Raw genomic sequence first — 25,584 nt, forward strand, 5'->3', positions numbered from 1 at the left:
CACTTATCCCGGCCATGAGCGCCCCCGGCCCCGATAACACGATGCTTGAGCCTGCCGATCCTTCTGCGCCTGTGAGCGCAGAAGGGGTCAGTGCTGTGGAAATCGTCACCTTTGGCTGCCGCCTGAATGCCTGGGAAAGCGAGGTCATGCGCGATCATGCGCGCGAGGCAGGGCTTTCCGGCGCGATCATCATCAATACCTGCGCGGTGACGAACGAGGCGGTGCGTCAGGCCCGCCAGACCATACGCCGCATGAAGCGCGATAACCCGTCCGCGCAAATGATCGTCACGGGCTGCGCCGCCCAGATTGATCCCAAGCGCTTTGCCGCCATGCCCGAAGTGGACCGGGTCATCGGCAATGCGGAAAAGCTCAGAAGCGATACTTTCCGCGCGCACGCCATATCCGGCGGCGAGACCGTCTCGGTCGGTGACATCATGGCGGTGACAGAGATCGCCGGGCATCTGGTGGACGGGCTGGAGGGCCGCGCGCGCGCCTATGTGCAGGTGCAGACAGGCTGCGATCATCGCTGCACCTTCTGCATAATCCCTTACGGGCGCGGCAATGCGCGCTCAGCCCCTGTGGGCGATGTGGTCGATCAGGTGCGCCGCCTTGTCGAGACCGGCCATACCGAAGTGGTCCTCACCGGCGTCGACATGACCAGCTGGGGCAATGATCTGCCCGGCACGCCAAAGCTCGGACGCCTCGTAAAGGCGGTACTCAAACTGGTGCCGGACCTGAAACGCCTGCGGCTGTCTTCCATCGATGCCATCGAGATCGATGATGATCTGATGGACGTGATCGCCAGCGAGGAGCGTTTCTGCCCCTATCTGCATCTGTCCTTGCAGGCGGGCGATGACATGATCCTGAAACGCATGAAGCGCCGCCATTTGCGCAGCGATGCCATCGTGCTGACAGACAGGCTGAAAGCCCTTCGCCCTGACATCGCGTTCGGGGCAGACCTGATCGCCGGTTTCCCGACCGAGACCGATGAAATGTTTGAAAATTCGCTGCGTCTCGTGGATGAGTGCCAGCTGGCTTATCTGCACGTCTTTCCCTATTCGCCCCGCCCCGGCACGCCCGCCGCGCGCATGCCGCAGGTCGATGGCAATATCATCAAGGAACGCGCGCGCCTGCTTCGCGAAAAGGGTGAGGCGGCGCTCGCCGCGCATCTCACCTCCATGGTGGGGCGCGAAGAGGTGCTGCTGGTTGAGAAAGACGGTCTGGCGCGCGCGGGCAATTTCGCGCCCGCCCGCATGGACAGCCCCGCCCGGCCCGGCGCGCTGGTGCGCGCGGCCATTACGGGCCATGACGGCACCCATCTCATCGCAGACGCGCTGGAGGCGGTATGAACTGGTTCGGCTTTGGCAAGAAGAAGAGCAAGCCCGAAGAGGCCGCGCCGGAACAGCCTGCCGAAGCTCCGGCAGAGCAGCCTGACGCGCCTGCCCCGGCCCCGGTGGGGGAGACACCTGCGCCGGTTGCCGGTCCCGTACAGGGTGATGCGCTGACGCCGGTACCCGATCCGGCGATGGAGCCCGCGCCCGCGCCGGCGCCAGCACCCGAACCCGAAGCGCCGCCTGCCGCGCCGGTTCCGGCCAAGCCTGAAGGCTTCTTCAAGCGGCTCTCATCCGGCCTCTCCAAATCCTCCGCCCAGCTGTCTGGCGTGTTCACAAAGCGCAAGCTGGATAGCGAAGCGCTCGACGAGCTGGAAGAATTGCTGATCGCGGCCGATCTCGGCGCCGCCACAGCGGCCAAGGTGATCGACCGGCTGGCAAAGGACCGCTTCGACAAGGACGTTACCGACACCGAAATCCGTCAGGCGCTGGCCGATGTCATCACCGAGACGCTGGAGCCCTTTCAGGCCCCGCTCGATATTTCCGGCTCCGCCCCGCAAGTCCTGCTCTTCGTGGGCGTCAACGGGTCCGGCAAGACGACGACGCTCGGCAAGCTGGCGGTGAAGATGACGCGCGAGGGCGCCAATATCATCACCGCGGCGGGAGACACGTTCCGCGCAGCGGCGGTGGAGCAGCTGGAAGTCTGGTCAAAGCGCGCGGGCGCGCACTTTCTCTCCCGGCCCCACGGGGCGGACGCGGCGGGCCTCGCCTATGACGCCGTGCAGGAAGGTCGGCGCATTGGCGCCGACGCCGTCCTCATCGACACGGCAGGCCGCCTGCAGAACAAGGCCGAGCTGATGGAGGAGCTGCGCAAGATCCTGCGCGTGATCGCCAAAGTGGACGAGGCCGCGCCCCACCATGTCGTGCTGGTGCTGGACGGCACGGTCGGCTCCAACGCCATCTCGCAGGCTGAAGCTTTCATGGAGGCGGCAAAAGTCACGGGGCTCGTGATGACCAAGCTGGATGGGACAGCGAAAGGCGGCGCGCTGGTCCAGGTGGCCGAAAAATTCGCCCTGCCCATCCATTTCATCGGCGTCGGCGAGGGAGAGGACGATCTCCAGCCCTTCATTGCGCGTGACTTCGCGCGGGCGCTGGCGGGGCTTGAGGCCTGATGGACGTAACAGCGCTCGCCGCGCTCGCCATGATCGGCTCGGCCATGGCGCATTCGGTGATGACGCTGTTCACCAAGCAGGCAAAGGACACGCTGGTCTTCCGCGCCGTCACGATCGTGCTGTGCGTGCCGGTCTGCCTGCCGCTGGCGATTATCCTGCCCTTTCCCGGCTGGGAGGTGTGGCGCTTCCTGCTCCTGGGTGCCGCCATCATCTGGGCGTTCAACATGTTCCTCATCGCCGCCTTCCAGCGCGGCGAGATGAATCTGGTCTATCCGGTGATGCGCGGCGCTGCGCCCGCCATGGCGGGGCTGTTCGCCTTCTTCTTTCTCGATGAAACGCTGAGCCTCATTGCCATTATCGGCCTTGCTACCGCGTCAGGTGCCATCGTTGCCTTCGCCTGGCCGGAGAAGAACGGCGTGCCCAAGGCGGCGGCGCTGGGTTTTGCGCTGTCTGCCGCTGTGATGACGGCGGGCTATACGGTGGTCGACGCATCGGGCGTGCGCGCCGCCGGAGACCCGATCCTCTATGCGGTCTGGTTCTTCCTGCTGTCGGCGGTGACAATGTCGCTGACGGCGATTGCCCGGCGTGGCCGCCGCATCGTGACAGCGGCGCTGCAGGAGCTCCCCGGTTCTGCCAAGAGCATGATCTTCAATCTCGCCACCTACACGCTCGCGCTCTACGCCTATTCGATCGCGCCCGTGGCGCCGATGGCCGCACTTCGCGAAACCTCCATCGTGTTCGGGGCGGTTCTGGCGGCCCTCGTGCTGAAAGAGCCCTTCGGCCTGCGCAGGGGCGTGCTGGCGCTGATCCTGGCAGGCGGTCTGGCGCTTCTGCAGCTGGGGTAATGCTATTCCGGGGAGGTCGGTTGTCCTCCCCCGTTTACGGGGGAGGTGTCGAGCGCAAGCGAGACGGAGGGGGGGAGCATTTCTGAGTTATCCCCCCCTCGGCCTTTCAGGCCACTCCCCCCGCAGGCGGGGGGAGAAACCGTCAGTGGCTCAGCTCTGACAACACCCCCACTACCAATCCGGCTGGCCAAGGCTTGCGTAATCAGGCAAGGCTGCGCTGAGCAGATAAAGACGCCCCGGAGGCAAGGACACGCATGAGCACCAACGGCAAGACACTCTCCCAAGGGTCCAGACTGCTGGTTGATGTCGGCCCGGCTGCGGTCTTCATGATCAGCTATAATATCGCCAACCGGGTGCTGGACGAGGGCGCGATCTACTGGTCGACCGGCCTGTTCATGGCGGCGACGGCGATTGCGCTCGCCTATGCGGCGATCTCCCAGAAGCGTTTCCCGCCCATGCTGATCGTCACCTTCGTGATCGTCACCCTTTTTGGCGCGATGACGATCTATCTGCAGGACCCGATCTTCATCTTCATCAAGCCGACCATCATCAACCTGTTGTTTGCGTTCACGATCCTGTTCAGCTTCGCCTTCGGCTTCAATGTGTGGAAGGCGCTGTTCTCCTCCGTCTTCGAGATGCCCGAACGCATCTGGACCATTCTGGCGATCCGCTGGGCGCTGTTCTTCATCTTCCTGGCGGCCGTCAACGAAGTGCTGTGGCGCCACATCACCGACAGCGTGGTGGTGGACTCCGCGCGCATGTTCGACTGGTTGGAGCTGTCGGAAGCCTTCTGGGTCAATTTCCGGCTTCTGGGCACCTATCCGATCTTCGCGGTCTTTGTGGCCCTTAACATCCCGATCACGCTGAAATGGGCGCGCGCACCCGGCGAGGGCGAGGATGAGGAAGGCGGCGAGCGGGAAGAGACCGGCGAGGAAATTCCGCAAGGCGAAACCGCCGGGAGCGAACCGGACGCCACGCCTGCTCGGTAGTGCCGTGAAAAGCTCTCTCGCCAGCGCTCTTGACTATGGTCACGGCGAGTTGATTGTGCAGGTGCGAGCCTCGCGCATTACAGTTAGTTCATGATGATGATCCCAGCTCTTCTCGCCCTGTCGCTCATTGCGGCGGACGTCCACTATCCCGCCGGTATCGGCGAGACGCCCAATCCGGATCATTCCGAGGACCGGCCGGTCGTGGTGGAGCTGTTTACCAGCCAGGGCTGCCCGCCTTGCGTGGAAGCCAATCGCCGTTTCGGGGACATCGCGGCGCGCGACGGTGTGATCGCGCTCTCCTACGGGGTCGATTACTGGGACATGTTCGGCTGGGAAGACCAGTTCGCCCAGCCCGCCTTCGCAGACCGCCAGAAGGATTATATCCGCGCGGGCGAGGCGAACCGGGTGTTCACGCCCCATTTTGTCATTAATGGCGGGCCGGAGCGTTTGCGCTTCACCCGTGACGATGTGCCAGGGCGCGTAGCCAGAACCCTGCCTTTGTCAGGCATTATCAGCCTGACCCCGCTTTCCGGCGGCCAGGTCCAGCTGGAGCTTGAAGGCCCGGTGCGTGCCAGTCCCGCAGAGGTCTGGGCGATCACCTACCGGCCTGGCCTCATCGTGGTGCCGATCGAGGGCGGGCGTAATGAGGGCGCACAGATGGAGCACCACAACACGGTGGCCTCGCTGGAACGCCTCGAGGACTGGCATGGCGGCGATTACAGCCTTGAATTTGCCGGTCCGGCGGAGGATTTCGGCCTCGCCGTGCTGGTGCAGGATGGTCCCGGCGGGCGGCTGCTCGCGGCCTCGCGCCTGCGCGACTAGCGTACAGGCGCCCTATTCGGTGACAGGCGTGACAGAGCGCGTGGCGGCCTGCTCCAGCGGCCGGGTCATGCGCTCATAGGCGTCCTCGCTGACGGCGAACCAGAAACCTTGCGCATTGCGGCGCAAGCCCGACGCCTCGTCCATCACATCGTGATCGCTGGCATCGATGTTGATCCGGGCCCGGATGGCGCCCTCTTCCCGGTAAAAGCGGTACTCATAGACCAGCCCGTCAAAGGTGGAGGCGCGGTGAAGCGCAACCGGCGCGCCGGCATCGCCGCTGGCCTCGCCCACATCGCGAAAGCGCACGCGCGCGCCGGCGCTCGCAACCCCGTTGGCGGCGCCGGCCGTAATCAGCTGCCATGTGCGCGGGCTGGCAAGGTCGAAATTGCGCGTTGCCGGGCTTTCGCGTTCCAGAATATAGGCCGGGCCGCTCTCCGGCACGATATAGGCCCGCGCAATGCGTGACGGCTCCACATTGAAGAAATCAAGGCCCAGCCAGCGGCCCGGATCGGCAATGTCCGGCAGGCTGCCCTGCACGGCGAAGGCGCGCTCCTGTCTGCCGGTGCGGATATAGAGCCGGTCGTCTCCGCGCGTATGGCCCACGATCAGCGAGGCGAGCCGGTTCCCGTCTGCATCGGTGATGACCAGGCTGGTGCCCGATCCGCCTGCCGCCGGATCATCCACGCCCAGCCGGTCAAACCGGCCGGCATCATTGGTCAGCGCTGCCGCATAGCTCAGTGATGACAGGCCTGCATCAAGCTCGGCCAGATGTTCCGCCCTCACGGGATAATTGCCCCGCGACGGCATGGTCCAGCCCTCTGGTGTGCGCTCCATGCGGAACAGAGTGTCAGGTGTGATGATCTCTATCGCCGCGGCCTGTCCCGCCATCTCGCTCCAGCCCGGCAGAACCGGCCCGGACACGTCCGGGCGGGCATCGCGCACCGCATCGGCCACCAGTGCAGCCATTCCGGCAGCCAGAAGCACCAGTCCGCTCCCGGCGATGATGAAGGCGCGGCGGGCGCGCCGTCCGAACAGGCGATAACGGATCATGGGCGCCGCCTCCGCCGTAACAGGGTTGTCAGTATCGCCAGGCCGATCACCAGCAAGGGGGGCACCCAGATGGTCCAGAATTGCAGCCGGCTTTCCAGGGCCACGATCTCACGCCGGAAACCGCGCTCCACATCGCGTAGTGCCGCGCGGGCAGCGACAATACGCTCCCTGAGAGCCTCCGCGCGCGCGGCGCTTGCCGGAGCGGCTCCGCCGAGCGTGGAGGCCTCTCCGGCGGCACTCAGGCGTGCCAGAGAGCCTTCCGCATCGGAGAGCTCGGCGCGCAGCGCGTCCTGCAGCTCCCGGAAGCGCGTCTCGGCTTCGCTGCGTAAGGCCTCCACCCGCAGCATGGGCCGCGCAGATCCGGTGCGCGAGCGCAGATTGACCAGTGCCGGATCACCGGCCAGCGCGTCAGCCAGATTCAGCATCAGGGCCAGATTGTCAGCGACCATCTGCTCGCCGCCTGCGCCGTCGGCCCGCAGATAGAAGGCCGGATCAAGCCAGTCGGCATCAGCGATCACGATAATCTCCGCGTCCGCCGGCCCGGCAAGGTGCTGCGAGGCTTCAAAGCGGATGTCGCCAGTGGGCGGACCGTCCGGGAAGGCGGTGCTGACAGGGCCGCTCAGCCGCGCGGCAAGGGCCAGCGGCGCGTTGCTGTCCGGTATGTAGTCACGCTGCAGCACATCCGGCGACGGCGAGGTGGCGGCGATATCGCTGTCGATGCGCGCACCTTCCTGCCCTGTGGCGGCCAGCACGGTGAAATCGGCCTCCCCGCCGAGATGTTGCACGATGCCGGGCGATCCGAAATTCACCCCCTGGGACAGGGCCGCCGTCGCAGGCATCGTGCCGGACAGTCCTGATGGCGGCACGGAGAACCAGAGCGGATAGGCGCGCGTGCGCGTCCGGCCCGCCTCATTCACCTGTACCGGCAGGCCGTGCTCACGGTCCATGGCGGTATAGGTCGGATCATAGCCAATGCCCCAGCGCGACAGGAGGCGCGGCAGGCGCGAGGTGCGAAGCGCATTGACCGGCGGCAGGCCGTCCGGCCCTGTGCGTAGTGCCAGATGGGCCAGAGGGTCGATACTGACAAACACCCGGCCGCGGCGCAGGACATGCTGGTCGACCAGATAGAGCTGCTCTTCGGTCAGGTTGGGCGGGTGCAGCAGGAAGAGGGCATCGGCGTCGGGAATGGCGCTGAAGCGCTCATCCAGCCAGCGCACATCATAGGTCTGCGCGAGCGCATCGATCATGGGATTGGCAGAGCGACCGTCCTGTCCCGGCGCGAAGGGCAGGGAGGAAATGATGGCGATGACGGGGGTGCGCGCGCGTTCCAGCTCGGCAATTACCCGCACGATCTCATATTCCAGCCGGGCTTCTTCCGCCGGATCGAAAAAGGCGATGATGCGTGTGCCGTCCAGCGTATTGGTGCCGGCCAGACCGAAGAATAGCTGGCCGCCATCTTCTGTCGGCACCGCTTCCAGACCGGCGGCAATGGCGGCGTCTTCTGCCGTGCTGAAGGGCTGCGGGTCTATTTCTGAAAGCTGGATACGTCCGCCGGAGCGCGCCGCGACACCGCGCAAAAGCTCGCGCACGCGCGCGCCATAGGCGCGCAGCGCCGGATAGCGGGCCGCCGCCCCGCGCGAATAGTAGAAATTCAGGGTTATCGGCTCTTCCAGCCGGTTGATGACCTCTATCGTGCCGGGGCTGAGCTGGTAGAGCCGCCCTTCGGTGAGGTCCAGCCGCACCCCGTCGGCAAACAGGCTCGCCAGCAGGTTCAGGCCCAGAAAGCCCGCCACCAGACCTGAAACGACCAGTGCCAGAAGACGCGCCGGATTCATCGCCCGCCTCCGCGCCGCGTATCGATCAGCGCCATGGCAAGGGCGAGGCCCGTGGCGATGAGCGATATGAAATAGATGAGGTCAGCCAGGCTGATGACGCCGCGCCGCAGGGAGTCAAAGCGCGACAGCGCGGACAGGCCTGCCATGGCCTCGGCAAACACGCCGGGCAGGCGTGAGGCGACGGCGTCCAGCACCAGCGGCAGGCCGGCCGCTGTCAGGACAAGGCAAACCCCCATGGCCAGCACGAAGGCGACAACCTGGTTGGAGGTGGTCCCCGAGAGGGCCTGCGAGATTGCCAGATACCCGCCAGCCAGCAGCAGGCCGCCAAAATAGGCGGTCGCAATGGCGGCATTGTCAGGATTGCCCAGATAATTGACCGCCATCCACAAAGGAAAGGTCAGTGCCAGTGCCAGCGCGGCGATGGTCCAGGCGGCGAGGAACTTCGCCAGCGCGGCTGCCCAGAGCGGTATGGGCGCGGCCAGCAGCATTTCCAGCGTGCCGGTTTCACGCTCCTCCGCCCAGGCGCGCATGGCCAGCGCGGGCATCAGCACCATCAAAAGCCAGGGCAGATAGTCAAAAAGCGGTGTCAGATCGGCGCGCCCGGACTCAAACAGTCCGCCCACATGCCAGGCAAAGCTGGGCGCGGCGATCGAGAAGGCGGTCAGGAACACCCAGGCCAGCGGCGTTTCAAAATAGGCGGCGAGCTCACGCCGGTAGACAGCCCATAATGGCGTCATGGCAACGCCTCCTTGCGGCTGCGTCCCGGCTTTTGCGTTGCCTGTTCCTCGCTATGACGCGTCAGCAGGCGGAAAGCCCCTGCCAGGCTCTGGTCCGGCGCTGTGCTGATGAGGCCGGCGGGCGTCGTATCGCTGACAATCCGGCCGCCGGTGATGAGAATCGCGCGGGTACAGATCGCCTCCACCTCATCGAGCAGGTGGGTGGAGATCAAAATGGTCTTCTCTGGCGCCATCATGCGGATCAGGGCGCGCACCCCGTCCTTCTGGTTGGGATCCAGACCGTCGGTCGGCTCATCAAGGACGAGGACCGCCGGGTCATGGGCAATCGCGGCGGCCAGCGCGGCGCGGCGCTTGAAGCCTTTGGACAGCATGCCGATGGGCCGGTCTGCCGCCTCGCCCATGCGCGCGCGCTCCAGCGCCAGCTCTGCCGCATCACGAAGCGCCTTGCCGGTGAAGCCGCGCACGCGCAGATGAAAGCGGGCAAAGGCGCGCGGTGTCATGGCCGGATAGGCGGGGGCGCCCTCGGGCAGATAGCCAAGCGCACTCTGGGCGGCGTGGCGCGCGCGCACCGCATCATGGCCGGCGATCAGGGCGGTGCCCGAATCCGGTTCAAGACACCCGGTCAGCATGCGCATGGTGGTGGATTTGCCTGCCCCGTTAGGGCCGAGCAGGGCAACGACCTCGCCCTTCTGCGCGGAAAAGCTGATCCCGTCGACGGCGCGCGTGGAGCCGAAATGTTTCACGAGGTCATGCGCGTCGATCATGGGCGGGCAAGAACCTGAGTGGCAGGAAAGGGATGAGCCAAATCCATAGCGTGCCTTGCGCGCCGCGGCTAGCGGATCATGCGTTCTGGCTGCAGGTTCTGCGTCGGAATTTCTGGGTGTACCGGCCAGCCCGGCAGGCCCGGATCCGGGGGGCTGGGGGGGCTGAAATCCAGATCAGGCCTGTGGCCCGGAACCGGCCGGCAGGGTCAAAATGGGCACGCGGTGAGGCGCGCGGACGGCGGGAATAAGGCGGGACTGTGGCAGAGCATGAAATCTTTGTAAGCCGCGCCGAATTCGCGCAGTGTGTCTCTCACGCAAGCTGGACCCGGAAATGAAATCATTGAATGCGCAGACTGCGGAGCCGAAGGTGATGTTTGATCGCCGCGAGCTGGATACGATTTTGCGCGTGTATGGCATGATGGTGGCAGCGGGCGAATGGCGCGACTACGCGATTGATGGCCTCAAAGACCGCGCGGAGTTTTCCGTTTTCCGCCACGCCGCCGAGTTTCCCCTCTACCGTATCGTCAAGACGCCCGCCGATGCGCGAAAGCAGGGCGCGTGGAAGATAGTGTCGGCCACGGGTGTGATCCTCAAGCGCGGCCACGAGCTGCATCTGGTGCTCAAGGTTTTCGACAAGGCGCGCCTGCGGCTGGCGTGAAGTGGCGATCTCTCTTGTCCTCCCCCGTTTACGGGGGAGGTGGTCCGAAGGACCGGAGGGGGGATGTTTTATTATGAGTTCCCCCCCCCCTCGCCGCTTCGCGGCACTCCCCCCGTGAACGGGGGGAGACAGGGACAAGCCGGGCCATGACAACAATCAGGCAATAAAAAACGCCCCGGCCAGATGACCGGGGCGCTTGCTGTTTCACTTAGGGGCGTTGAAGCCTAGTCGCGGCCCAAGAGCGACATCAGCACCTGGAAGATGTTGATGAAGGCGATGTAGAGGTTCAGCGCGCCATAATTGGTCAGCACGGCCATGGAACGCTGGTCGCCTGCAACGCTGGCATAGGTCAGCTTCAGGTTCTGCGTCTGCCAGGCGGTGACGCCCGCCATCAGCACCAGCACCGCGATCTGGATCAGCAGCTCGGTCATGCCGGACTGGATGAAGAAGGCGTTGATCAGGCCAATGGCGATCACACCCAGCACACCCATGAAGAGGAAGACCCGCAAGGGCTGCAGGTTCGTCTTCGTGGTATAGCCGTAGAGCGAAAGGCCAAGGAAGGCGGCAGCCGTCATGGCAAAGGCCTGGGCGATGGTGCCGAAATCAACACTGAGCGTTGCCCCGCCAGCCGTCTGCACGGCCATTCCGCCGGTGGCCATGGCCACCCAGATGGACAGGCCCGTGCCGATCAGGGCGACAATCGTCCAGTACAGCAATGCCGATCCCATCGGGGAGGGATTGCGCATGAAGAACATGGAGCCGAACAAGAGCACGATCGGGCCGAACTGCACGACGAACAGAAGCGGCGTGCCCAGCACGGCCTGGGTCAGTGCCGGAACGCTGCCGACAACAAAGGCCAGCGCGCCTGACACAAGCAGGCCAAGGGCCATCTTGTTGTAGACGCCCAGCATGAAGCTGCGAAGCCCGGCATCGACAGATGTGTCGAGCGTGCCTGCGCCATAGGCGGGTCTGGAAAACTGGTTCATGGGTGTCTCACTAACCTCATTGCAAACAGGGGCAGCGGACGGGTGCGAAGGCACCCACGCTTGGAGCTATATATCAGGGTGAAACCCGCGCAGTTCAAGGAAAACCGGCTGATATTGTGCGTCAGGCGGCTTTGCGCTCGAAATCCATGAAGACCGGCTCGATGTCGCCCAGATGCTTGGACTGGTAGCGCGTCGTGATGTGGTCGGTGGGCGCGACACGCCAGTCATCGGCGCCGCTGGCTGTCCAGCTGAACTCTGGCACGTCCAGAAGCAGGGGCAGCGCCCAGTCGGCATAGACCCGCACATCGGTGGCGACACGCAAAGTGCCGCCGGGTTTGAGGATGCGCGCCAGCTGCGCTGCCGTATCTTCCTGCACAAACCGGCGGAAGGCGTGGCGCTTTTTCGGCCAGGGATCAGGAAAGAGCAGAAACACCCGGTCAAATGAGGCATCGGGCATGCGCTCGATCTCGTCACGCGCATCGGCGCGTTTCACCCGCACATTGGAAAGCCCGTGCTCCTCAATGCCGGTGAGCGCCTTGGCCACGCCATTGAGGAAGGGCTCGATACCGATAAAGCCGGTATCGGATGCACGCGCCGCCTGTCCGATCAGATGCTCGGACGCGCCAAACCCGATCTCCAGCACATGGGTGTCAAAGCCCGCCAGCAGGGCGCGCGGATCAAGCGCGCCCTCATCGGCCCAGCTCAGCCCCGGCAACATCGTGTCGACAAGCTGCTGCTGGCGCGCGGACAGGGGATGGCCCTTCGCCCGCCCGTAAAGGCGGCGCGACTGGGGGTGCGGCGCGTCACTCATGGCGTCAGGCAAGGCCCTTGAGCTGGTCAACGAGGTCGGTCTTCTCCCAGGAGAAGCCGCCATCAGCGTCCGGCGTGCGGCCGAAATGGCCATAGGCCGCCGTGCGCGCATAGATGGGCTTGTTGAGCTGGAGATGGGTGCGGATGCCGCGCGGCGACAGATTCATCAGCTGCGGCAGGGCGCTTTCCAGCTTGGCTTCATCAATCTGCCCGGTCCCGTGGAGGTCCACATAGACCGCCAGAGGCTTGGCCACGCCGATGGCGTAGGCGAGCTGGATGGTGCATTTGCGTGCCAGACCTGCAGCCACGACATTCTTGGCCAGATAGCGCGCCGCATAGGCCGCCGAGCGGTCGACCTTGGTCGGATCCTTGCCGGAGAATGCGCCGCCGCCATGGGGCGCCGCGCCGCCATATGTGTCCACGATGATCTTGCGGCCCGTCAGGCCGGCATCGCCGTCAGGCCCGCCAATGACGAACTTGCCGGTCGGGTTCACATAGAACTCGTCCTCGGGCGGGAACCAGCCCTCCGGCAGGACCGACTTCACCACCGGACGCACCAGATCACGCACCTCGTCGAGCGAGGTGGAGGCGGTATGCTGGGTGGAGACGACCACGCTGGTTACACCGACAGGGCGGCCATTCTCATAACGCAGCGAAACCTGCGACTTGGCGTCCGGCTCGAACTGCTTGACCGCGCCGGTTTTACGAAGCCGCGCCATCTCTTTCAGGATCTGGTGGGAGTAGAGGATGGGGGCAGGCATCAGCTCGGGCGTCTCGTCGGTGGCAAAGCCGAACATGATGCCCTGATCGCCCGCGCCTTCCTCGGTGTAGGAGCCGGTGCCCTCATCCACACCGGCCGCGATGTCGGCGGACTGCTCGTGGAGATAGTTGGAGAAGGCCGCCGTTTCCCAGTGGAAGCCGTCCTGCTCGTAGCCGATATCCTTTACCGCCGCGCGCACCGCCGCCTCGATCTCGCCGCTGGAGACGTCATGGGCGCTGCGCACCTCGCCTGCCAGAACAATCCGGTTGGTCGTGGTCAGCGTCTCGCAAGCCACCCGGGCAACCGGGTCCTTGTCCAGGTAGAGGTCGACAATCGTGTCGGAAATCCGGTCACAGACCTTGTCAGGATGGCCTTCGGATACACTCTCGCTGGTAAAGATATAGGATGAACGCGCCACTAGCGACCTCATATAAAGCTTCCTTTATATGAGGGCTTAAAGACCATCTGGGCCGCGAACGCAAGCGTGTAAGTGTAAGCTTGCCCTATTCGGCGGCCTGATCGGTATCGGCCAGAGAGCGGACAAGCTCCAGTACGCGGCGGCGCACCTTGGGGTCGGTGATCTTCGAGAAGGCCTGCGCGAGCGCCACGCCGTCGGGCGATTGCAGGAAGTCATTGACGATCGGGGTCTGGTCGCCTTCGGCAAATCCGGTGGGCTGCTGTGCCGTGCCTGTGGCGCCATCGTAGAAGAAGGCAACCGGCACTTCGAGAACCCGCGCCAGATGCCAGAGCCGCCCTGCGCCTATGCGATTGGCCCCGCGCTCATATTTCTGCACCTGCTGGAAGGTGACGCCGAGCTCCTCGCCAAGCTTCTCCTGGCTCATCGCCATCATCTGCCGGCGCAGGCGGACGCGCGAACCGACATGACGGTCAATCGGATTGGGCTCTCGCGGGTTTGGCGACATGACAAACTATCCTCGAATAAACGAGCCCGCATGTCCTTGATAAACAATACCACGGTTAGTTTCACTATCGAAGTGAAAACAATCTCCGGTGTTACTGTCTCTGGTTTCGGGCAGAGGCAATGAAAACGGCAAGTTGCAGGCAACCGAGTAATAGAAGCCCACATACAATCCATGGGATGTTCCCGTAGATCGCATAAGGTACTGGTTGGAGCGCTGAAGGCACGTTTATGTCAAGTGTCTCGCTCATTCGCGGATCAGTTAACCGGACTGCCCGGCCATAGGCATCAATCAGGCCCGATGCGCCTAGCGAGGCCGAGCGCACCATGGGCAGACCTTCCTCAATGGCCCGGTAGCGCGCCTGATTGAGATGCTGGCGCGGGCCGGCCGAATTTCCGTACCACGCGTCGTTGGAGATGTTCAGAAGGAAGCCGGGCCGGTTCTCCCCGCGCGGCGCGAAGCGCGGAAAGATCACCTCATAACAGATCAGCGGCGCGAAGGCGGGAAAGCCGGCTATCTGCAAGGTCTGCGCTCCCGGCCCCGGCGTGTAATAGGGCGCGTTCATGGACAGGGTGGTGAAGCCGAACAGCCCGGTGATCAGCTGGACCGGATTGCCCTCACCAAACGGCACCAGACGCACCTTGTCATAAATCGCCTCGACCGCCCCGGCTCCGCCCTCGAAATGCAGCGCGGCCAGCGAGTTGTAGTAAAGTTCGCCTTCGGGGAAGCGCTCGCGGCGGGTGACGCCGCTCCACAGCCGTGTGCCGTCCGGCAGCGTGTCCTCGATCCTCATGAGAACGGAGCTGTCTTCCAGCATCACGGTGGGAATGGCGCCTTCGGGCCAGATGACCGCGTCCACATCTTCAAGGCCGGGCTGCATCGTCAGGTCGAGATAGGTCTGGAGAATGGGCAGCCGGTTGGCAAAGCGCTTTTCGCGCTGGTCGACATTCACCTGCACGATGCGCAGCCGTGTATCGGTGAGGCTGCCTTCAGCTCCGGCGAGCCGCGTACTGCCCCAGCCCCACATGCCGGCCAGCATCACCGTGCTGAGGGCCAGCGGTATGGCGCGCACCAGCCAGTGGCCGCGCCCGGAGAGGGCCGCCGGGCTGGCAAAGGCGAAGAGCACAAAGGCGGAGAGTCCCAGCGCGCCAATAAGGCTCGCCATCTGGCTGATGGGCGTGCCCGCTTCAAAGACATGGCCGGGCAGATTCCACGGGAAACCCGAGAACAGCACCGAGCGGGCAAACTCCACCAAGGTGAACAGGACGGCAAACAGGGCGATGCGCATCGGGCCTTCTGGTGCGAAGCGGACATAGAGGCTCGCCACCAGCCCCCAGAACAGGGCAAGCCCGCCCGGCAGCAGGGTCAGCGGCGCCCAGATCAGCCAGGCATGTTCTTCCGCGCTGACGAGGAAGGCATTGGCGACCCACCACGTGCTGCCAAGGAAATAACCGGCGGCAAATGTCCAGCCGCGCCAGAAGCCGGCGCGCAAGCGCCGCTCGCGCCTCCGCGCCGCGTCCAGAGAGAGGACCAGCAGGACAAGACCGAAAATAAGCGCTGGAGCGGAGTGGAAGGGTGCATGGGCCAGCGTGGAGAGAAAGCCGAGTGCAAACAGGGCAAGCCCGATGCGCCAGCCGCGCGCAGTCTGCCACCAGTCGAGCAGTGCCCCGCTGACGCGTGCTCCGCGGCGGACCATGTCAACTGCGCGCATTATTGCAGATTTCCGGCGTCTCCCGCGCCGTCCTTGCGCGAACGGATACGTACCCGGCGGATGCGCCGCGGATCGGAATCGAGAATTTCAAACTCCAGCCCGGTCGAGTGGGCGATCACCTCGCCGCGTTCAGGCACACGCCCTGTCAGCATGAAGACAAGCCCGCCCAGCGTATCGACATCCTCGATCTCGTCTTCGGTGGCGACCGGACGGCCGATTGCCTCGGCCAGCTCATCAAGCGAGGTACGCGCATCGGCTTCCCACACATGGGGGCCACGCGCCCGGATCAGCGGGCCTTCGGCCTCGTCATGCTCGTCATCAATCTCGCCAACGATCGGCTCCAGCAGGTCTTCCAGCGTCACCAGCCCGTCCGTGCCGCCAAATTCGTCGACGACAAGCGCCATGTGCATGCGGCGTGACTTCATCCGTACCAGCAGGTCGGCGGCGCGCATTGAGGGCGGGACATAGAGCAGGGGACGGCGTACCTGCGGCAGGATTTTTGCCGCCGCCCAGTCTTCCGGGCGCTGGCCATCGGGATTGCCGGCCAGATGCGCGATGAGATCCTTAATGTGAACCACGCCGACCGGATCGTCGAGCGTTTCACGATAGACCGGCAGGCGCGAGTGTGACGCGTCGGCGAACAGGCGCGCTGCATCGCCCAGCGCAGTGTCGATCTCCATCGCCACGATGTCGGCGCGCGGCACCATCACATCGGCCACACGCAGCGCATCCAGCGCGTTCACATTGAAGGAGAGTTCCCGGTCGGCGGTCTGGCCCGCCTGGTTTGTGCCGGCCTCGTGGGTCTCCGTATGGAGAGCTGCCGCGAGGTCCGGGACGGGGCGCCGGTGAATGGCGCCTTTCAGCCGGGCCATGAGACTTCGTCTTGGCGGATCGTCACTCATCACGCTCATATGCGTTCTTTATAGGGATTCGCGATACCCAGCCGGGCCAGAGCCGCGATTTCCACTGCCTCCATCTGTTCTGCCTCGGCCTCTTCCTTATGGTCAAAACCGTTAAGATGAAGAACGCCGTGTACCGCAAGATGGGCCGCGTGATCCACAAGCGCAATGGCGCGCGTGTTCGCTTCGGCCTGACAGGTCTCGAAAGCAAGAGCAATATCGCCCGGATACTGTTCCGATTCCGGCGCCGGGAAGGACAATACATTGGTCGGCTTGTCCTTGCCCCTGAAACGCTGGTTAAGCGATTGCAGCTCGCCATCGCCGGCAAACAGGATCACGGCCGGGCCGGGGCGGGGGTCTTCGATCATTGCAAGGACGGCTGACACCGCTTCAAGACAGCGCGCCTCCAGACCGGCCACCGCTTGCCAGCCTTCGTGTTCGATCACGATCTCGCAGGCGCCCTCATCCACCATGCTTGGCATCCGCACGTTCATAGGCATCGACGATCATCCCCACCAGATCGTGGCGGACCACATCGGCGCGGGTAAACCGCGTGACCGCAATGCGCGGCACGCCAGAGAGGATGTTGAGCGCATCGGCCAGCCCGGACGGTTCGCGCGGGCCCAGATCAACTTGTGAGGGATCGCCGGTAACCGCCATGCGCGAACCCTGACCCAGCCGGGTCAGCATCATGCGCATCTGGGCGCGGGTGGTGTTCTGGGCCTCGTCACAGACTATGAAGGCCCGGTTGAGCGTGCGCCCGCGCATGAAGGCGAGCGGGGCTACCTCGATACGGCGCTCCTCACGCATCTTGTCGACGACTTTCTGGGTCAGCGCATCGCGTAGAGAGTCCCAGATTGGCAGGAGATAAGGATCGATCTTCTCGTTGAGATCACCGGGCAGGAAGCCGAGGCGTTCACCGGCCTCCACCGCCGGACGGGTGATGACCAGCCGGTCGATCTCCCCGCGCGCCAGCTTTGCCGCGCCCCACGCAACTGCGAGCAATGTCTTGCCGGTGCCGGCAGGCCCGACACCAAAAATCATGTCGTAGCGGTCTTCATCCTTCAGCGCGCGGACATACTCCGCCTGGCCATTGGTGCGGGCGGCAAAGCTCACCCCGCGCGGCACGCGGATAATGGTCTCGTCGCCGGCGCTGACGGGCGTGTCGTCCATACGGCAGGCCGCGCGCACGGTTTCAGGGTCGATGACCAGCCCGGATTCGGCGCGCGCATAGAGCGCATGGACCACGCGGGAGGCATCGGTTCTCGCGCGCTTGTCTCCGCCCGACAGCAAAAGCTGGCCGCCACCGGGCGCCTCGACATGCACGCCAAGCTCGGTTTCCAGCGCGATCAGATTGGCATGGCCGGGGCCTGCCAGCGCGCGTACATGGGCCGCTTCATCGAAATGCAGGGTCTCGGCAGGTGCGCGCTCTGTGCGCTTGGGTCGCGGGGTCCGGCTCACGCGGCGCAGCTCTCCCCGCTCAGCAGGCGGCCGCCAAGCGCGTTCTTCGAGGCAGAGACGATCTCTACCATGGCGATCTGGCCGATAAGGCTCGCAGGGCCGTCACAATGGACACCTTGCAGATACGGGCTGCGCCCGCCCAGCTGGCCGGGATTGCGCCCCTTACGTTCAAAGAGCACGGGCAGGCTCTTGCCCACCATCGACGCGTTGAAGGCCTGTTGCTGGGTGTCCAGCAGGGCCTGCAGGCGGGCGAGGCGTTCGGTCTTCACCGCTTCATCCACCTGGCCTGCCATGGCCGCGCCCGGCGTGCCGGGACGGCGCGAATACTTGAAGGAGAAGGCCGATGCATAGCCAACCGTCTCGACCAGCTTCATCGTATCGGCAAAATCGCTTTCCTGCTCGCCGGGGAAGCCGACAATGAAATCTCCGGAGAGGGCGATGTCGGGGCGCAGGACACGCAGCCGCTCGATGAGAGCGACGTACTCAGCCACTGTGTGCTTGCGGTTCATGGCCTTGAGGATGCGGTCAGAGCCCGCCTGCACCGGCAGATGCAGATAGGGCATCAGCTTTTCTTCTGATGCGAAGGCCTCAATCAGATCCTCATCCATGTCGTTCGGGTGGGAGGTGGTAAAGCGGATGCGGTCAATCCCGCCAATCATGGCCAGATGCCGGATCAGGCGCGCCAGTCCCCAGCGCCCGCCTGCTTCTTCGCCGGCCGGCGCTTCGCCCGAATAGGCGTTGACGTTCTGGCCCAGCAGGGTGATCTCGCGCACGCCTCGGGCTGCCAGCGCGCGCACTTCGGCGGTGATCTGGGCGGCAGGGCGGGAGTATTCCGCGCCGCGCGTATAGGGCACCACGCAGAAGGAGCAGAACTTGTCGCAGCCCTCCTGCACCGTCACGAAGGCGCTGAAACCCTCCACATGGCGCTTGGGCGCGGCCAGCGCGTCGAACTTCTCCTCGACCTCGAACTCGGTCTCCAGCGCCTCGCCGCGCTCGCGATGGACCCGCGCGATCAGTTCGGGCAGGCGGTGATAGGTCTGCGGGCCGACGACCAGATCGACGACCGGCGCGCGGCGCTGGATTTCCGCGCCTTCGGCCTGCGCCACGCAGCCAGCAACCGTTACCGTCATTTGCCCGCCAGCGGCTTCCTTCTCGGCTTTCAGCGGCTTCAGACGCCCCAGCTCTGAATAGACCTTCTCGGCGGCCTTTTCGCGGATATGGCAGGTATTGAGGATGACAAGGTCGGCGCCCTCTGGCGCATCCGCCGGCTCATAGCCGAGCGGGACCAGCAGATCGCGCATGCGCTCTGAATCATACACATTCATCTGGCACCCATAGGTGCGGATGAAGAGGCGTTTGCGGGCCGTCGTTTCAGTCTGTTTGGCGGTCATGGGCAGAGGCGATTATCCTTTTTCGCCGTCTTTGAGTTTCACCGCGTAAAGCTCCAGCCGGTGATCGACGAGCTTGTAGCCGAGGCGGCGCGCAATGGCTTCCTTCATCTTCTCGATCTCTTCGTCATAGAACTCGACGATATCGCCGGATTTGAGATCGATCAGGTGATCGTGGTGATCCTCGGTCGCTTCCTCATAGCGCGAGCGCCCGTCGCGGAAATCATGGCGCTCGATAATCCCGGCATCCTCAAACAGACGCACCGTGCGGTAGACGGTGGCCAGCGAGATGCGGTTGTCCACGCTGGCGGCGCGGCGATGCACCTCCTCGGCGTCGGGATGGTCTTCGGCTTCCGACAGCACGCGCGCGATCACGCGGCGCTGTTCGGTCATGCGCAGACCTTTTTCGATGCATAATTGTTCAATGCGATCTGACATGGGTCAGCCTCCATGAAGCGCTCGTCCGCGCAAGGCTATTACACTCTGTCCTTAGCCTTGCAGGCCAAATCTGTCCATTCCTGCTATAGGCTGCGCGACATTACCAGCGCATCCGAGCCATCGCGATAATAGCGCGTCCGGTGTCCGGCCTCGTTCCATCCGGTAGTGCGGTATAGCGCGATAGCCGCCGCATTGTTCACTGACACCTCAAGGAACGCGTTTGCCGCGCCGCGCCGCTGCGCTGCTTCCAGCCCTGCCTTGACCAGCGCCCGGCCAGCGCCAGCCCGGCGCGCCGATGGCAGGACGGCCAGTGTCAGCATCTCTGCCTCATCGGCTATCGTGCGCATCAGTATGAAGCCCAGCGGCGCCTCTCCCTCGCGGGCAATAACCGCATCCATCCCCGGCCCCGCCAGCAGGGCCTCAAAGGCTGCCGCGTCCCAGACCTCCCCGCCATCAAAGGCTTTCGCGTGCAGGGCTGCGAGCAATTCGCTGCTCTCAGGCCCAGCAGCAAGAATGTCCGCGCTCACGGGATGATGCCGCCCGGCAGCGCCGCGTCCGGCGGGCGGGCATAGTGGGGGCTCGGCAGGGGCGTGTCGCTGCCTGCTTCACGCGTCAGTGTCAGCAGCGCCTCAAGGGGTGGATGATCTGCCCAAGTCGCAGACGGGTCGAGAAGCTGTGCGCCAGACCCGGCAAGGTGATCCGCGCCGCTGGCGGTAAAGGCTTCTTGGGCATCTGCCACGTCGCTGCGAACCGGCTCGCCCTGCGCCGCGCCGCGGCTGAACACCTGCCAGACCAGCTCGCTGCGGCGGGCGTCATGGACAGTAAACACCGCCGCGCGGCCTTCCGGATCGGCTTCGTGTGCCATCGCCGCCAGGCTGGAAATGCCAACCGCCTGCGCGCCGCTCCCCAGTGCCAGCCCGCGGGCAAAGGCCGTTCCAGCGCGCGTCCCGGCAAAACTTCCCGGTCCCGTCGCGACGCCGATGCGCCAGAGCTCGCCCGGCGCAATACCAGCCTCATCAAGCAGTTCGCCCACCAGAGGCGCCAGCCTTTCAGCCTGCCCGCGCTCCATCGCCTCGTCGCGCTGGAGGATCCGGCCATCGGCCAGCTGCAGCGCAGCCGCGCACCATCGCCCGGTCGTGTCGATGACCAGAACCGGGCGATGGAGGGGGGCACTTGCCATGAGGGGCCTATTTCAGAATGCGCGCAGCCTCGTCAAAGGCGAGGCGCGGCAGGCGCGGGAAGAGTTTCTCGGTCGTTCCATAGCCGATATTGACCAGGAAGTTCGAGCGCCAGTGCTTCATCTTCGGGTCGGACGCGAAAAACTCCTCATCCACCTTGGCCGCGTCGAACCCGCTCATCGGGCCGCAATCAAGGCCGAGCGCACGGGCGGCCAGGATCAGATACGCGCCTTGCAGCGTGCCATTGCGCACGCCATTGGCCTTGCGCGCCTCGTCGGAGGCAAACCATTCCTTGGCTCCGGGATCATGCGGGAAAAGCTGGGGCACCTTCTCGTGAAATTCCCAGTCCCACGCCACGATGGCCGTCACCGGCGCACTCATCGTCTTGTCGATATTGGACGGGATCAGGAAGGGCCTGAGCCGTTCCTTGGCCGCGCCTTTCAGGAAGATGAAGCGCGCGGGCGAGTTGTTCGCGCTGGTCGGGCCGTATTTGAGAAGGTCGTAGAGCGCCTGGATTGTCGTGTCCGACACATCCTTGTCCTCCCACGTGTAGAAGGTGCGCGCACCCCGGAACAGCTGGTCCAGCGCGTGGTCGGGCAGGGTTTTGTGGCGGTCTTCCAGTACCAGTTCGCTCATGGGGGGACTCCTCATTCTCGTCTTGCGCCAGCTCTGGCTGGCAGGAAGGGCTTCGACACGAGATAAGCCACCAGGGTCGCACTGGCCATGGCCGCGCTGGAAAAACCGCTCTTCCCCGGAATAGTTTTTCCTGATGCTCCGCACATCCGTGCGTCGCTGCGGGCAATCCCCGATCAAGCCGGGGACAGGCAGTGCCCGGCAGCCGGTCGGCCTTGCAGGCCGCAAAGCGGCCTGAAAAGCGCGATCCCCGATCGTAGCCGGGGACGGGCCTTCGCGCCCGCGACTTTTCGCGGAACATCGCAACGCGGATGCGTTGCGGAATCAGAGAACCTGTTTAAACCACCGCCTCGACGCCCAGAACCTCCGGCACATAGTGCTTGAGCAGATTCTCGATCCCGCTTTTCAGCGTCATCGTCGAGGACGGGCAGCCCGCGCACGCGCCGCGCATATGCAGGCTGACAATGCCGGTTTTCTCGTCATAGGCGTGAAACACGATATCGCCGCCATCCTGCGCCACGGCCGGGCGCACGCGCGTATCGATGACCTCGCGGATTTCCTTCACGATGGCCGCTGTCTCGCCTTCATAGACGGTTTCGGCCTCTTCGCCGGACCCGGAGAAAAGCGGTTTGCCCGATTGCAGCACATCCATGATCGCGCCCAGCACGGCAGGCTTGATATGGACCCATTCCACGCCCTCGCCCTTGGTGACAGAGACGAAATCGGACCCGGCAAACACGCGCACCACGCCCTCAACGGCGAACAGTTCGCGCGCCAACAGCGAGGATTGCGCCTCTTCGGCCGTTGCAAAATCGCGCGGCGTTTCCGGCGCGATCTCCTGACCGGGCAGGAATTTCAGCGTATCGGGATTGGGCGTGGTTTCGGTCTGGATAAACATCAGAGGTCGGGCCTTCTTCAAAGCCGGGGCAGGGCTTTCGGGTTCAGCCCTTCACTTGGCCTTGAATGCTTTCCGGTTCAACCCTGCAGGCATCAGGGTTACCGGTCAGGTCAATGCCTTTATCGTCTCTTCGGAGAGATCGCCCGGCACCACGGTGACGGGGATGGCGCGCTCGCCAAACAGGCCGCGTCCGCGCGATAGCGAGGTGACAAGCGGGCCGGGGCCATCGCCCTTGACGGCGGAGCCGAGCACCAGAATCGAGATGCTTTCATCGTCCTCGATCAGCTTGCGGATGCAGTGAATGGCCTCGCCCTCGCGCACCAGCAGTTCCGGCCGCTCGCCGGTGATGCCCTCAATGTCCTCGGCCAGACTCTCCAGCGCCGCCTCGGCTTCCTCCATCGCCTCGCGGCGCATGGTCTCGCCCACACCCAGCCATGGCTCGACGCTCGTGGGCTCAATCACGGCCAGCACGGCCACCTTGCCGCCGGTATTGTTCGCCCGGTGCGCGGCATAGCGCGCAGCGGCAGCGGACTCTTCGCTGCCATCACCGATCAGAAGGAATTTTCTCATGTTCGCCATGGTCTGACCGTGACGCTTTCTTGACGCGGCGGCAAGAGGGCGTCATCTGCCTAGCATGGCCAAACCCCGCAAAACCTCACCAACCGCCCCAAAGCCGCTCGACCGGCTGGATGATTGCCGCTCCGTTGCCTCGCCCTCGCGCCAGATCACGCTCTGGCCAGACCGGCTGGAGGAAACAGCGCAAGGCGCGCTGGTGCGCCGTATCGCCATTGAGGCGGTAGAGGAGGTACGCCTGAGCGTGGAGCCGTCAGGCATTGGCGCGAAAGACCCCGCCCAGATCATCTGCCGGGTCAGTGCAGGCGACAGGACGATCAGCTTTTCCTCGCTGCGCTCCACAGGCATCCTCAAATGGGAAAATCAGGCTGATCGCTTCGCCCTGTTTCTGCGCGAGGTCCATGGCGCACTGAAAGAGCGCGAGGATGTCGCCTATGTCGAAGGCGCACCGCTGGCGGCGAAATTGAAAGCCTTTCTGCCTGCGCTCGGCGTGGGTGTTGCGGGGACGGTGCTGGCGGGCTGGGCGTTTACCGCCGGCCAGATCGTTATCGGCCTGATCGGTCTGGTGCCGGCCGTTACCGGCGGCTACTCCGCCTGGATATTCCGCCCCTTGGGCGAAAAAACCTATGACCCCGCGAAATTCGGCTAGCCCAGAAGTGTCTTGAGGCCCGCTGCAAACAGAGACCCGCAGCGCTCTGCATTGGCCGGATAGTAGAAGGGCTCGATCAGCTCGATCTCCATCAGTTTGAGATGGCCTTCTTGTCCGCGCACCATGTCGACGCGTGCATAGAGCAGCGCCTCCACACCGCAATGGGTGCAGGCGGCATTCAGGCACTGGCGGGCAAGGGCAATGTCGGCAGACGAGGGCTGATAGGGCGTGTCTACCCCGCCATACATACCCTGAATCCGGTAATCGCCCTTGGCAGCCCGTTTGATGACGGCATGGGAAAACTCACCCCCGAAGAAGAGTAGCGAGTATTCACCCTCTTCCTGAATGGCGGGCAGGAAGGCCTGTATCATCGCCCGGCCGGGCGGCAAGGCTTCTGCTGGCGGCAGCGCGTCGCCGCGCTTCACCCGCGCCTGACGCCACGCGCCCGCGCCAACTACCGGCTTGATGACCAGATCATCACTGGCGAGCGTGTCGAAGGCCGGCGCGATGGTCTCCGGCGTGGCCAGATCGGTCCAGACCGTCTCGATCACGGGCGCGCCAAGCGCTGCCAGATCGCGCAAATAGGTTTTGTCCATATTCCAGCGCACGACATTGAGCGGGTTCAGCAGCGGCACGGTTGCGCTGGCCGCTGACAGCACCTGAAGGAAGCGCTCCGTCTTGTCCCAGTAATCCCAGGTCGGGCCAACCACCACGCCGTCAAAGCTCTCCGGGTCAAACCCTTCGTCCCAGACCACCGGCTCCAGCGCGAACCCGGCTTCCCGGCAGGGCGCATCAATGGCGGCGAATTGCTCGGTGAACTCGTGGGCGTCACTGCGCGCTTCACGGCGATGGGCCAGCACATTGGCCGAGACGAGATAGGCTATGGCGCGCATGAAACTCCCCGTTTTCCCTCGTGCTGACGGTCCGGCTCTAGCGTCACCGCATTTTGCGTCAAGGGCCGGGCGGCAGCGCCGGCCTGAATCCGCAGCCGGGCTTGAGTGTATGCCGTGCAGGCGTTAAGCCCACACCCGCACCGCAACCGGAAGGATTACCGCCCATGGCCACCCCCAGCTTCGACATTATCGGTGTCGGCAACGCGATCGTAGACGTGATCGCGACGGCCGATGACGCTTTTCTCGGCCAGCACGGTATCGAGAAAGGTGCCATGACGCTGATTGACGAGGATCGGGCGAAAGCGATCTACGCCGCGATGGGCCCGGGCCAGGAAGTCTCCGGCGGGTCAGCGGCCAACACGCTGGCAGGGGTGGCGAGCCTGGGCGGGCGCGGGGCCTATATCGGCAAGGTGGCCGACGACCAGCTGGGCGAGATTTTCGCCCACGATCTGCGTGCCACCGGCGTTGATTACTCGACAGCGCCGCTGACAGGCGGACCGGCGACTGCGCGCTGCCTCATTCTGGTGACGCCCGATGCCCAGCGCTCGATGAACACCTTCCTGGGTGCATCGACCCTGTTCTCCGGTGAGGATGTCGATGCGGCCCGCATTGCAGATGCGCATATTACCTATCTGGAGGGCTATCTTTTCGACCGGGACGAGGCGAAAGCTGCTTTCGTGGCGGCCGCCGAGATCGCCCGCAAGGCAGGCCGCAAGGTGGCGCTGACCCTGTCTGACCCCTTCTGCGTGGATCGCCACCGCGCCAGCTTCCGCCAGCTGATTGCAGGCCATGTTGATGTGGTATTCGCCAATGAGGCAGAGCTGAAATCGCTCTACCAGCTCGATGATTTTGATGCGGCTCTGGCACAGCTGAGGACGCAGACGCGCATCGCGGCCATCACGCGCTCGGAAAAGGGTGCCGTCATCATCTGCGGAGAGGAGAGTGTTGCGGTTCCGGCTGACCCGGTCGAACGGCTGGTCGATACGACGGGAGCGGGCGATCTTTTTGCTGCCGGCTTCCTGCTGGGGCTTGCGCGCAGCGCGGATCTTGAGACGTGTGGCCGTCTGGGCGTGCTGGCCGCCGCCGAAGTGATCTCCCATGTCGGTGCGCGGCCCCTCGTCAGCCTGGCAGGGCTGGCCGCCCGGCGCGGCATCACCATCCCCGCCGCCGCCTGACGATTACAA

Annotated in this window: 28 protein-coding genes; 8 read left to right on the forward strand and 20 right to left on the reverse strand. The window is 64.6% G+C overall.

Annotated elements, in window-relative coordinates; all coding sequences use genetic code 11:
* Positions 1 to 41: 41 nt before the first annotated feature.
* The 5 genes from mtaB to X907_RS00840 all read left to right on the forward strand — a co-directional run bounded on the left by mtaB (position 42) and on the right by X907_RS00840 (position 5,159).
* Complete coding sequence (mtaB, locus tag X907_RS00820; RefSeq protein ID WP_127569214.1) at positions 42 to 1,349, forward strand: tRNA (N(6)-L-threonylcarbamoyladenosine(37)-C(2))-methylthiotransferase MtaB; 1,308 nt, start codon at positions 42 to 44, stop codon at positions 1,347 to 1,349.
* Positions 1,346 to 2,503: a signal recognition particle-docking protein FtsY gene (gene ftsY / locus X907_RS00825; protein ID WP_127565175.1), complete on the forward strand. Its 1,158-nt coding sequence runs from the start codon at positions 1,346 to 1,348 to the stop codon at positions 2,501 to 2,503. Before mtaB ends, ftsY begins: the two co-directional genes overlap by 4 nt.
* A complete protein-coding gene (locus X907_RS00830; protein ID WP_127565176.1) occupies positions 2,503 to 3,348 on the forward strand; it encodes a DMT family transporter in 846 nt (281 codons plus the stop codon). Before ftsY ends, X907_RS00830 begins: the two co-directional genes overlap by 1 nt.
* A gap of 254 nt (positions 3,349 to 3,602) precedes the next feature.
* A complete protein-coding gene (locus X907_RS00835) occupies positions 3,603 to 4,337 on the forward strand; it encodes an inner membrane-spanning protein YciB (protein WP_127565177.1) in 735 nt (244 codons plus the stop codon).
* A 90-nt stretch (positions 4,338 to 4,427) separates the two neighbouring features.
* A complete protein-coding gene (locus tag X907_RS00840) occupies positions 4,428 to 5,159 on the forward strand; it encodes a DUF1223 domain-containing protein (RefSeq protein ID WP_127565178.1) in 732 nt (243 codons plus the stop codon).
* Between the two features lie 12 nt (positions 5,160 to 5,171).
* Here the strand turns inward: X907_RS00840 and X907_RS00845 are convergent, their stop codons facing one another.
* Genes X907_RS00845 through X907_RS00860 form a run of 4 tightly spaced genes read right to left on the reverse strand, consistent with a single transcriptional unit; the run spans position 5,172 to position 9,545 of the window.
* The gene (locus tag X907_RS00845; RefSeq protein WP_127565179.1) at positions 5,172 to 6,209 is read right to left on the reverse strand and encodes a DUF4340 domain-containing protein; all 1,038 of its coding nucleotides are present in this window, start codon (positions 6,207 to 6,209) and stop codon (positions 5,172 to 5,174) included.
* Complete coding sequence (locus X907_RS00850) at positions 6,206 to 8,044, reverse strand: Gldg family protein (protein ID WP_127565180.1); 1,839 nt, start codon at positions 8,042 to 8,044, stop codon at positions 6,206 to 6,208. The genes X907_RS00845 and X907_RS00850 overlap by 4 nt, the downstream gene beginning before the upstream one ends.
* Positions 8,041 to 8,781, reverse strand: a complete 741-nt coding sequence (locus X907_RS00855) for an ABC transporter permease (RefSeq protein WP_127565181.1) — start codon at positions 8,779 to 8,781, stop codon at positions 8,041 to 8,043. The genes X907_RS00850 and X907_RS00855 overlap by 4 nt, the downstream gene beginning before the upstream one ends.
* Positions 8,778 to 9,545, reverse strand: coding sequence for an ABC transporter ATP-binding protein (locus X907_RS00860; protein WP_127565182.1), 768 nt, complete (start codon positions 9,543 to 9,545; stop codon positions 8,778 to 8,780). Before X907_RS00860 ends, X907_RS00855 begins: the two co-directional genes overlap by 4 nt.
* Before the next feature lie 331 nt (positions 9,546 to 9,876).
* On the opposite strand from X907_RS00860, the gene X907_RS00865 reads away from it, so the two are divergent.
* The gene (locus X907_RS00865; RefSeq protein ID WP_127565183.1) at positions 9,877 to 10,203 is read left to right on the forward strand and encodes a DUF2794 domain-containing protein; all 327 of its coding nucleotides are present in this window, start codon (positions 9,877 to 9,879) and stop codon (positions 10,201 to 10,203) included.
* 224 nt (positions 10,204 to 10,427) lie between these two features.
* Here the strand turns inward: X907_RS00865 and X907_RS00870 are convergent, their stop codons facing one another.
* The 15 genes from X907_RS00870 to X907_RS00940 form a co-directional block, all read right to left on the reverse strand.
* Positions 10,428 to 11,189 carry a Bax inhibitor-1/YccA family protein gene (locus X907_RS00870; RefSeq protein ID WP_127565184.1) on the reverse strand — a complete coding sequence of 254 codons (762 nt, stop codon included), beginning with the start codon at positions 11,187 to 11,189 and terminating at the stop codon, positions 10,428 to 10,430.
* A gap of 121 nt (positions 11,190 to 11,310) precedes the next feature.
* Positions 11,311 to 12,000 (reverse strand): tRNA (guanosine(46)-N7)-methyltransferase TrmB, encoded by a 690-nt coding sequence (gene trmB, locus X907_RS00875; RefSeq protein WP_127565185.1) that lies wholly within the window; start codon positions 11,998 to 12,000, stop codon positions 11,311 to 11,313.
* Between the two features lie 4 nt (positions 12,001 to 12,004).
* Positions 12,005 to 13,189 (reverse strand): methionine adenosyltransferase, encoded by a 1,185-nt coding sequence (metK, locus tag X907_RS00880; protein ID WP_233352446.1) that lies wholly within the window; start codon positions 13,187 to 13,189, stop codon positions 12,005 to 12,007.
* 73 nt (positions 13,190 to 13,262) lie between these two features.
* Positions 13,263 to 13,682, reverse strand: coding sequence for a helix-turn-helix domain-containing protein (locus X907_RS00885; protein ID WP_127565187.1), 420 nt, complete (start codon positions 13,680 to 13,682; stop codon positions 13,263 to 13,265).
* 91 nt (positions 13,683 to 13,773) lie between these two features.
* Positions 13,774 to 15,390: an apolipoprotein N-acyltransferase gene (gene lnt / locus X907_RS00890; protein ID WP_127565188.1), complete on the reverse strand. Its 1,617-nt coding sequence runs from the start codon at positions 15,388 to 15,390 to the stop codon at positions 13,774 to 13,776.
* Positions 15,390 to 16,262 carry a hemolysin family protein gene (locus X907_RS00895; protein ID WP_233352447.1) on the reverse strand — a complete coding sequence of 291 codons (873 nt, stop codon included), beginning with the start codon at positions 16,260 to 16,262 and terminating at the stop codon, positions 15,390 to 15,392. Before X907_RS00895 ends, lnt begins: the two co-directional genes overlap by 1 nt.
* Before the next feature lie 35 nt (positions 16,263 to 16,297).
* Complete coding sequence (ybeY, locus tag X907_RS00900; RefSeq protein WP_233352450.1) at positions 16,298 to 16,762, reverse strand: rRNA maturation RNase YbeY; 465 nt, start codon at positions 16,760 to 16,762, stop codon at positions 16,298 to 16,300.
* Positions 16,752 to 17,750 (reverse strand): PhoH family protein, encoded by a 999-nt coding sequence (locus tag X907_RS00905; protein ID WP_127565189.1) that lies wholly within the window; start codon positions 17,748 to 17,750, stop codon positions 16,752 to 16,754. Before X907_RS00905 ends, ybeY begins: the two co-directional genes overlap by 11 nt.
* Positions 17,747 to 19,141 (reverse strand): tRNA (N6-isopentenyl adenosine(37)-C2)-methylthiotransferase MiaB, encoded by a 1,395-nt coding sequence (gene miaB, locus X907_RS00910; protein WP_127565190.1) that lies wholly within the window; start codon positions 19,139 to 19,141, stop codon positions 17,747 to 17,749. The genes X907_RS00905 and miaB overlap by 4 nt, the downstream gene beginning before the upstream one ends.
* A 12-nt stretch (positions 19,142 to 19,153) precedes the next feature.
* The gene (locus tag X907_RS00915; protein WP_127565191.1) at positions 19,154 to 19,576 is read right to left on the reverse strand and encodes a Fur family transcriptional regulator; all 423 of its coding nucleotides are present in this window, start codon (positions 19,574 to 19,576) and stop codon (positions 19,154 to 19,156) included.
* 83 nt (positions 19,577 to 19,659) lie between these two features.
* A complete protein-coding gene (rimI, locus tag X907_RS00920; protein WP_127565192.1) occupies positions 19,660 to 20,103 on the reverse strand; it encodes a ribosomal protein S18-alanine N-acetyltransferase in 444 nt (147 codons plus the stop codon).
* Entirely contained in the window at positions 20,100 to 20,756 is a 657-nt protein-coding gene (tsaB, locus tag X907_RS00925) for a tRNA (adenosine(37)-N6)-threonylcarbamoyltransferase complex dimerization subunit type 1 TsaB (protein WP_127565193.1), read from the reverse strand. The genes rimI and tsaB overlap by 4 nt, the downstream gene beginning before the upstream one ends.
* A gap of 7 nt (positions 20,757 to 20,763) precedes the next feature.
* Positions 20,764 to 21,390: a malonic semialdehyde reductase gene (locus X907_RS00930; protein ID WP_127565194.1), complete on the reverse strand. Its 627-nt coding sequence runs from the start codon at positions 21,388 to 21,390 to the stop codon at positions 20,764 to 20,766.
* Positions 21,391 to 21,724: 334 nt separating this feature from the next.
* Complete coding sequence (locus tag X907_RS14705; RefSeq protein WP_127565195.1) at positions 21,725 to 22,285, reverse strand: NifU family protein; 561 nt, start codon at positions 22,283 to 22,285, stop codon at positions 21,725 to 21,727.
* A 105-nt stretch (positions 22,286 to 22,390) separates the two neighbouring features.
* Positions 22,391 to 22,864, reverse strand: a complete 474-nt coding sequence (locus X907_RS00940) for a universal stress protein (protein WP_127565196.1) — start codon at positions 22,862 to 22,864, stop codon at positions 22,391 to 22,393.
* A 55-nt stretch (positions 22,865 to 22,919) separates the two neighbouring features.
* Here X907_RS00940 and X907_RS00945 point away from each other — a divergent pair, with 55 nt between their 5' ends.
* Positions 22,920 to 23,507: a hypothetical protein gene (locus X907_RS00945; RefSeq protein ID WP_127565197.1), complete on the forward strand. Its 588-nt coding sequence runs from the start codon at positions 22,920 to 22,922 to the stop codon at positions 23,505 to 23,507.
* Here X907_RS00945 and X907_RS00950 read toward each other — a convergent pair.
* The gene (locus X907_RS00950) at positions 23,504 to 24,400 is read right to left on the reverse strand and encodes an ATP-grasp domain-containing protein (RefSeq protein WP_127565198.1); all 897 of its coding nucleotides are present in this window, start codon (positions 24,398 to 24,400) and stop codon (positions 23,504 to 23,506) included. The two genes, X907_RS00945 and X907_RS00950, sit on opposite strands and share 4 nt — an antisense overlap.
* 164 nt (positions 24,401 to 24,564) lie before the next feature.
* On the opposite strand from X907_RS00950, the gene X907_RS00955 reads away from it, so the two are divergent.
* Entirely contained in the window at positions 24,565 to 25,575 is a 1,011-nt protein-coding gene (locus X907_RS00955) for an adenosine kinase (RefSeq protein ID WP_127565199.1), read from the forward strand.
* Positions 25,576 to 25,584: the final 9 nt, after the last annotated feature.

It is taken from the genome of Glycocaulis alkaliphilus (assembly GCF_004000605.1).
GTDB lineage: Bacteria > Pseudomonadota > Alphaproteobacteria > Caulobacterales > Maricaulaceae > Glycocaulis > Glycocaulis alkaliphilus.

Excerpts from the sequence above, each read along its gene's own strand:
- X907_RS00885 (WP_127565187.1), bottom strand. The coding sequence starts at position 13,682 with ATGTCGCCAAACCCGCGAGAGCCCAATCCGATTGACCGTCATGTCGGT.
- X907_RS00950 (WP_127565198.1), bottom strand. The coding sequence starts at position 24,400 with ATGCGCGCCATAGCCTATCTCGTCTCGGCCAATGTGCTGGCCCATCGC.
- X907_RS00850 (WP_127565180.1), bottom strand. The coding sequence starts at position 8,044 with ATGAATCCGGCGCGTCTTCTGGCACTGGTCGTTTCAGGTCTGGTGGCG.
- miaB (WP_127565190.1), bottom strand. The coding sequence starts at position 19,141 with ATGACCGCCAAACAGACTGAAACGACGGCCCGCAAACGCCTCTTCATC.
- tsaB (WP_127565193.1), bottom strand. The coding sequence starts at position 20,756 with ATGGCAAGTGCCCCCCTCCATCGCCCGGTTCTGGTCATCGACACGACC.
- X907_RS00860 (WP_127565182.1), bottom strand. The coding sequence starts at position 9,545 with ATGATCGACGCGCATGACCTCGTGAAACATTTCGGCTCCACGCGCGCC.
- trmB (WP_127565185.1), bottom strand. The coding sequence starts at position 12,000 with ATGAGTGACGCGCCGCACCCCCAGTCGCGCCGCCTTTACGGGCGGGCG.
- X907_RS00915 (WP_127565191.1), bottom strand. The coding sequence starts at position 19,576 with ATGTCAGATCGCATTGAACAATTATGCATCGAAAAAGGTCTGCGCATG.
- X907_RS00835 (WP_127565177.1), top strand. The coding sequence starts at position 3,603 with ATGAGCACCAACGGCAAGACACTCTCCCAAGGGTCCAGACTGCTGGTT.
- X907_RS14705 (WP_127565195.1), bottom strand. The coding sequence starts at position 22,285 with ATGTTTATCCAGACCGAAACCACGCCCAATCCCGATACGCTGAAATTC.
- X907_RS00895 (WP_233352447.1), bottom strand. The coding sequence starts at position 16,262 with ATGGCCCGGCTGAAAGGCGCCATTCACCGGCGCCCCGTCCCGGACCTC.
- lnt (WP_127565188.1), bottom strand. The coding sequence starts at position 15,390 with ATGCGCGCAGTTGACATGGTCCGCCGCGGAGCACGCGTCAGCGGGGCA.
- X907_RS00830 (WP_127565176.1), top strand. The coding sequence starts at position 2,503 with ATGGACGTAACAGCGCTCGCCGCGCTCGCCATGATCGGCTCGGCCATG.
- X907_RS00940 (WP_127565196.1), bottom strand. The coding sequence starts at position 22,864 with ATGGCGAACATGAGAAAATTCCTTCTGATCGGTGATGGCAGCGAAGAG.
- metK (WP_233352446.1), bottom strand. The coding sequence starts at position 13,189 with ATGAGGTCGCTAGTGGCGCGTTCATCCTATATCTTTACCAGCGAGAGT.
- X907_RS00865 (WP_127565183.1), top strand. The coding sequence starts at position 9,877 with ATGAAATCATTGAATGCGCAGACTGCGGAGCCGAAGGTGATGTTTGAT.
- mtaB (WP_127569214.1), top strand. The coding sequence starts at position 42 with ATGCTTGAGCCTGCCGATCCTTCTGCGCCTGTGAGCGCAGAAGGGGTC.
- X907_RS00930 (WP_127565194.1), bottom strand. The coding sequence starts at position 21,390 with ATGAGCGAACTGGTACTGGAAGACCGCCACAAAACCCTGCCCGACCAC.
- X907_RS00945 (WP_127565197.1), top strand. The coding sequence starts at position 22,920 with ATGGCCAAACCCCGCAAAACCTCACCAACCGCCCCAAAGCCGCTCGAC.
- X907_RS00955 (WP_127565199.1), top strand. The coding sequence starts at position 24,565 with ATGGCCACCCCCAGCTTCGACATTATCGGTGTCGGCAACGCGATCGTA.
- X907_RS00840 (WP_127565178.1), top strand. The coding sequence starts at position 4,428 with ATGATGATGATCCCAGCTCTTCTCGCCCTGTCGCTCATTGCGGCGGAC.
- ybeY (WP_233352450.1), bottom strand. The coding sequence starts at position 16,762 with ATGGTGGATGAGGGCGCCTGCGAGATCGTGATCGAACACGAAGGCTGG.
- X907_RS00845 (WP_127565179.1), bottom strand. The coding sequence starts at position 6,209 with ATGATCCGTTATCGCCTGTTCGGACGGCGCGCCCGCCGCGCCTTCATC.
- X907_RS00870 (WP_127565184.1), bottom strand. The coding sequence starts at position 11,189 with ATGAACCAGTTTTCCAGACCCGCCTATGGCGCAGGCACGCTCGACACA.
- ftsY (WP_127565175.1), top strand. The coding sequence starts at position 1,346 with ATGAACTGGTTCGGCTTTGGCAAGAAGAAGAGCAAGCCCGAAGAGGCC.
- X907_RS00855 (WP_127565181.1), bottom strand. The coding sequence starts at position 8,781 with ATGACGCCATTATGGGCTGTCTACCGGCGTGAGCTCGCCGCCTATTTT.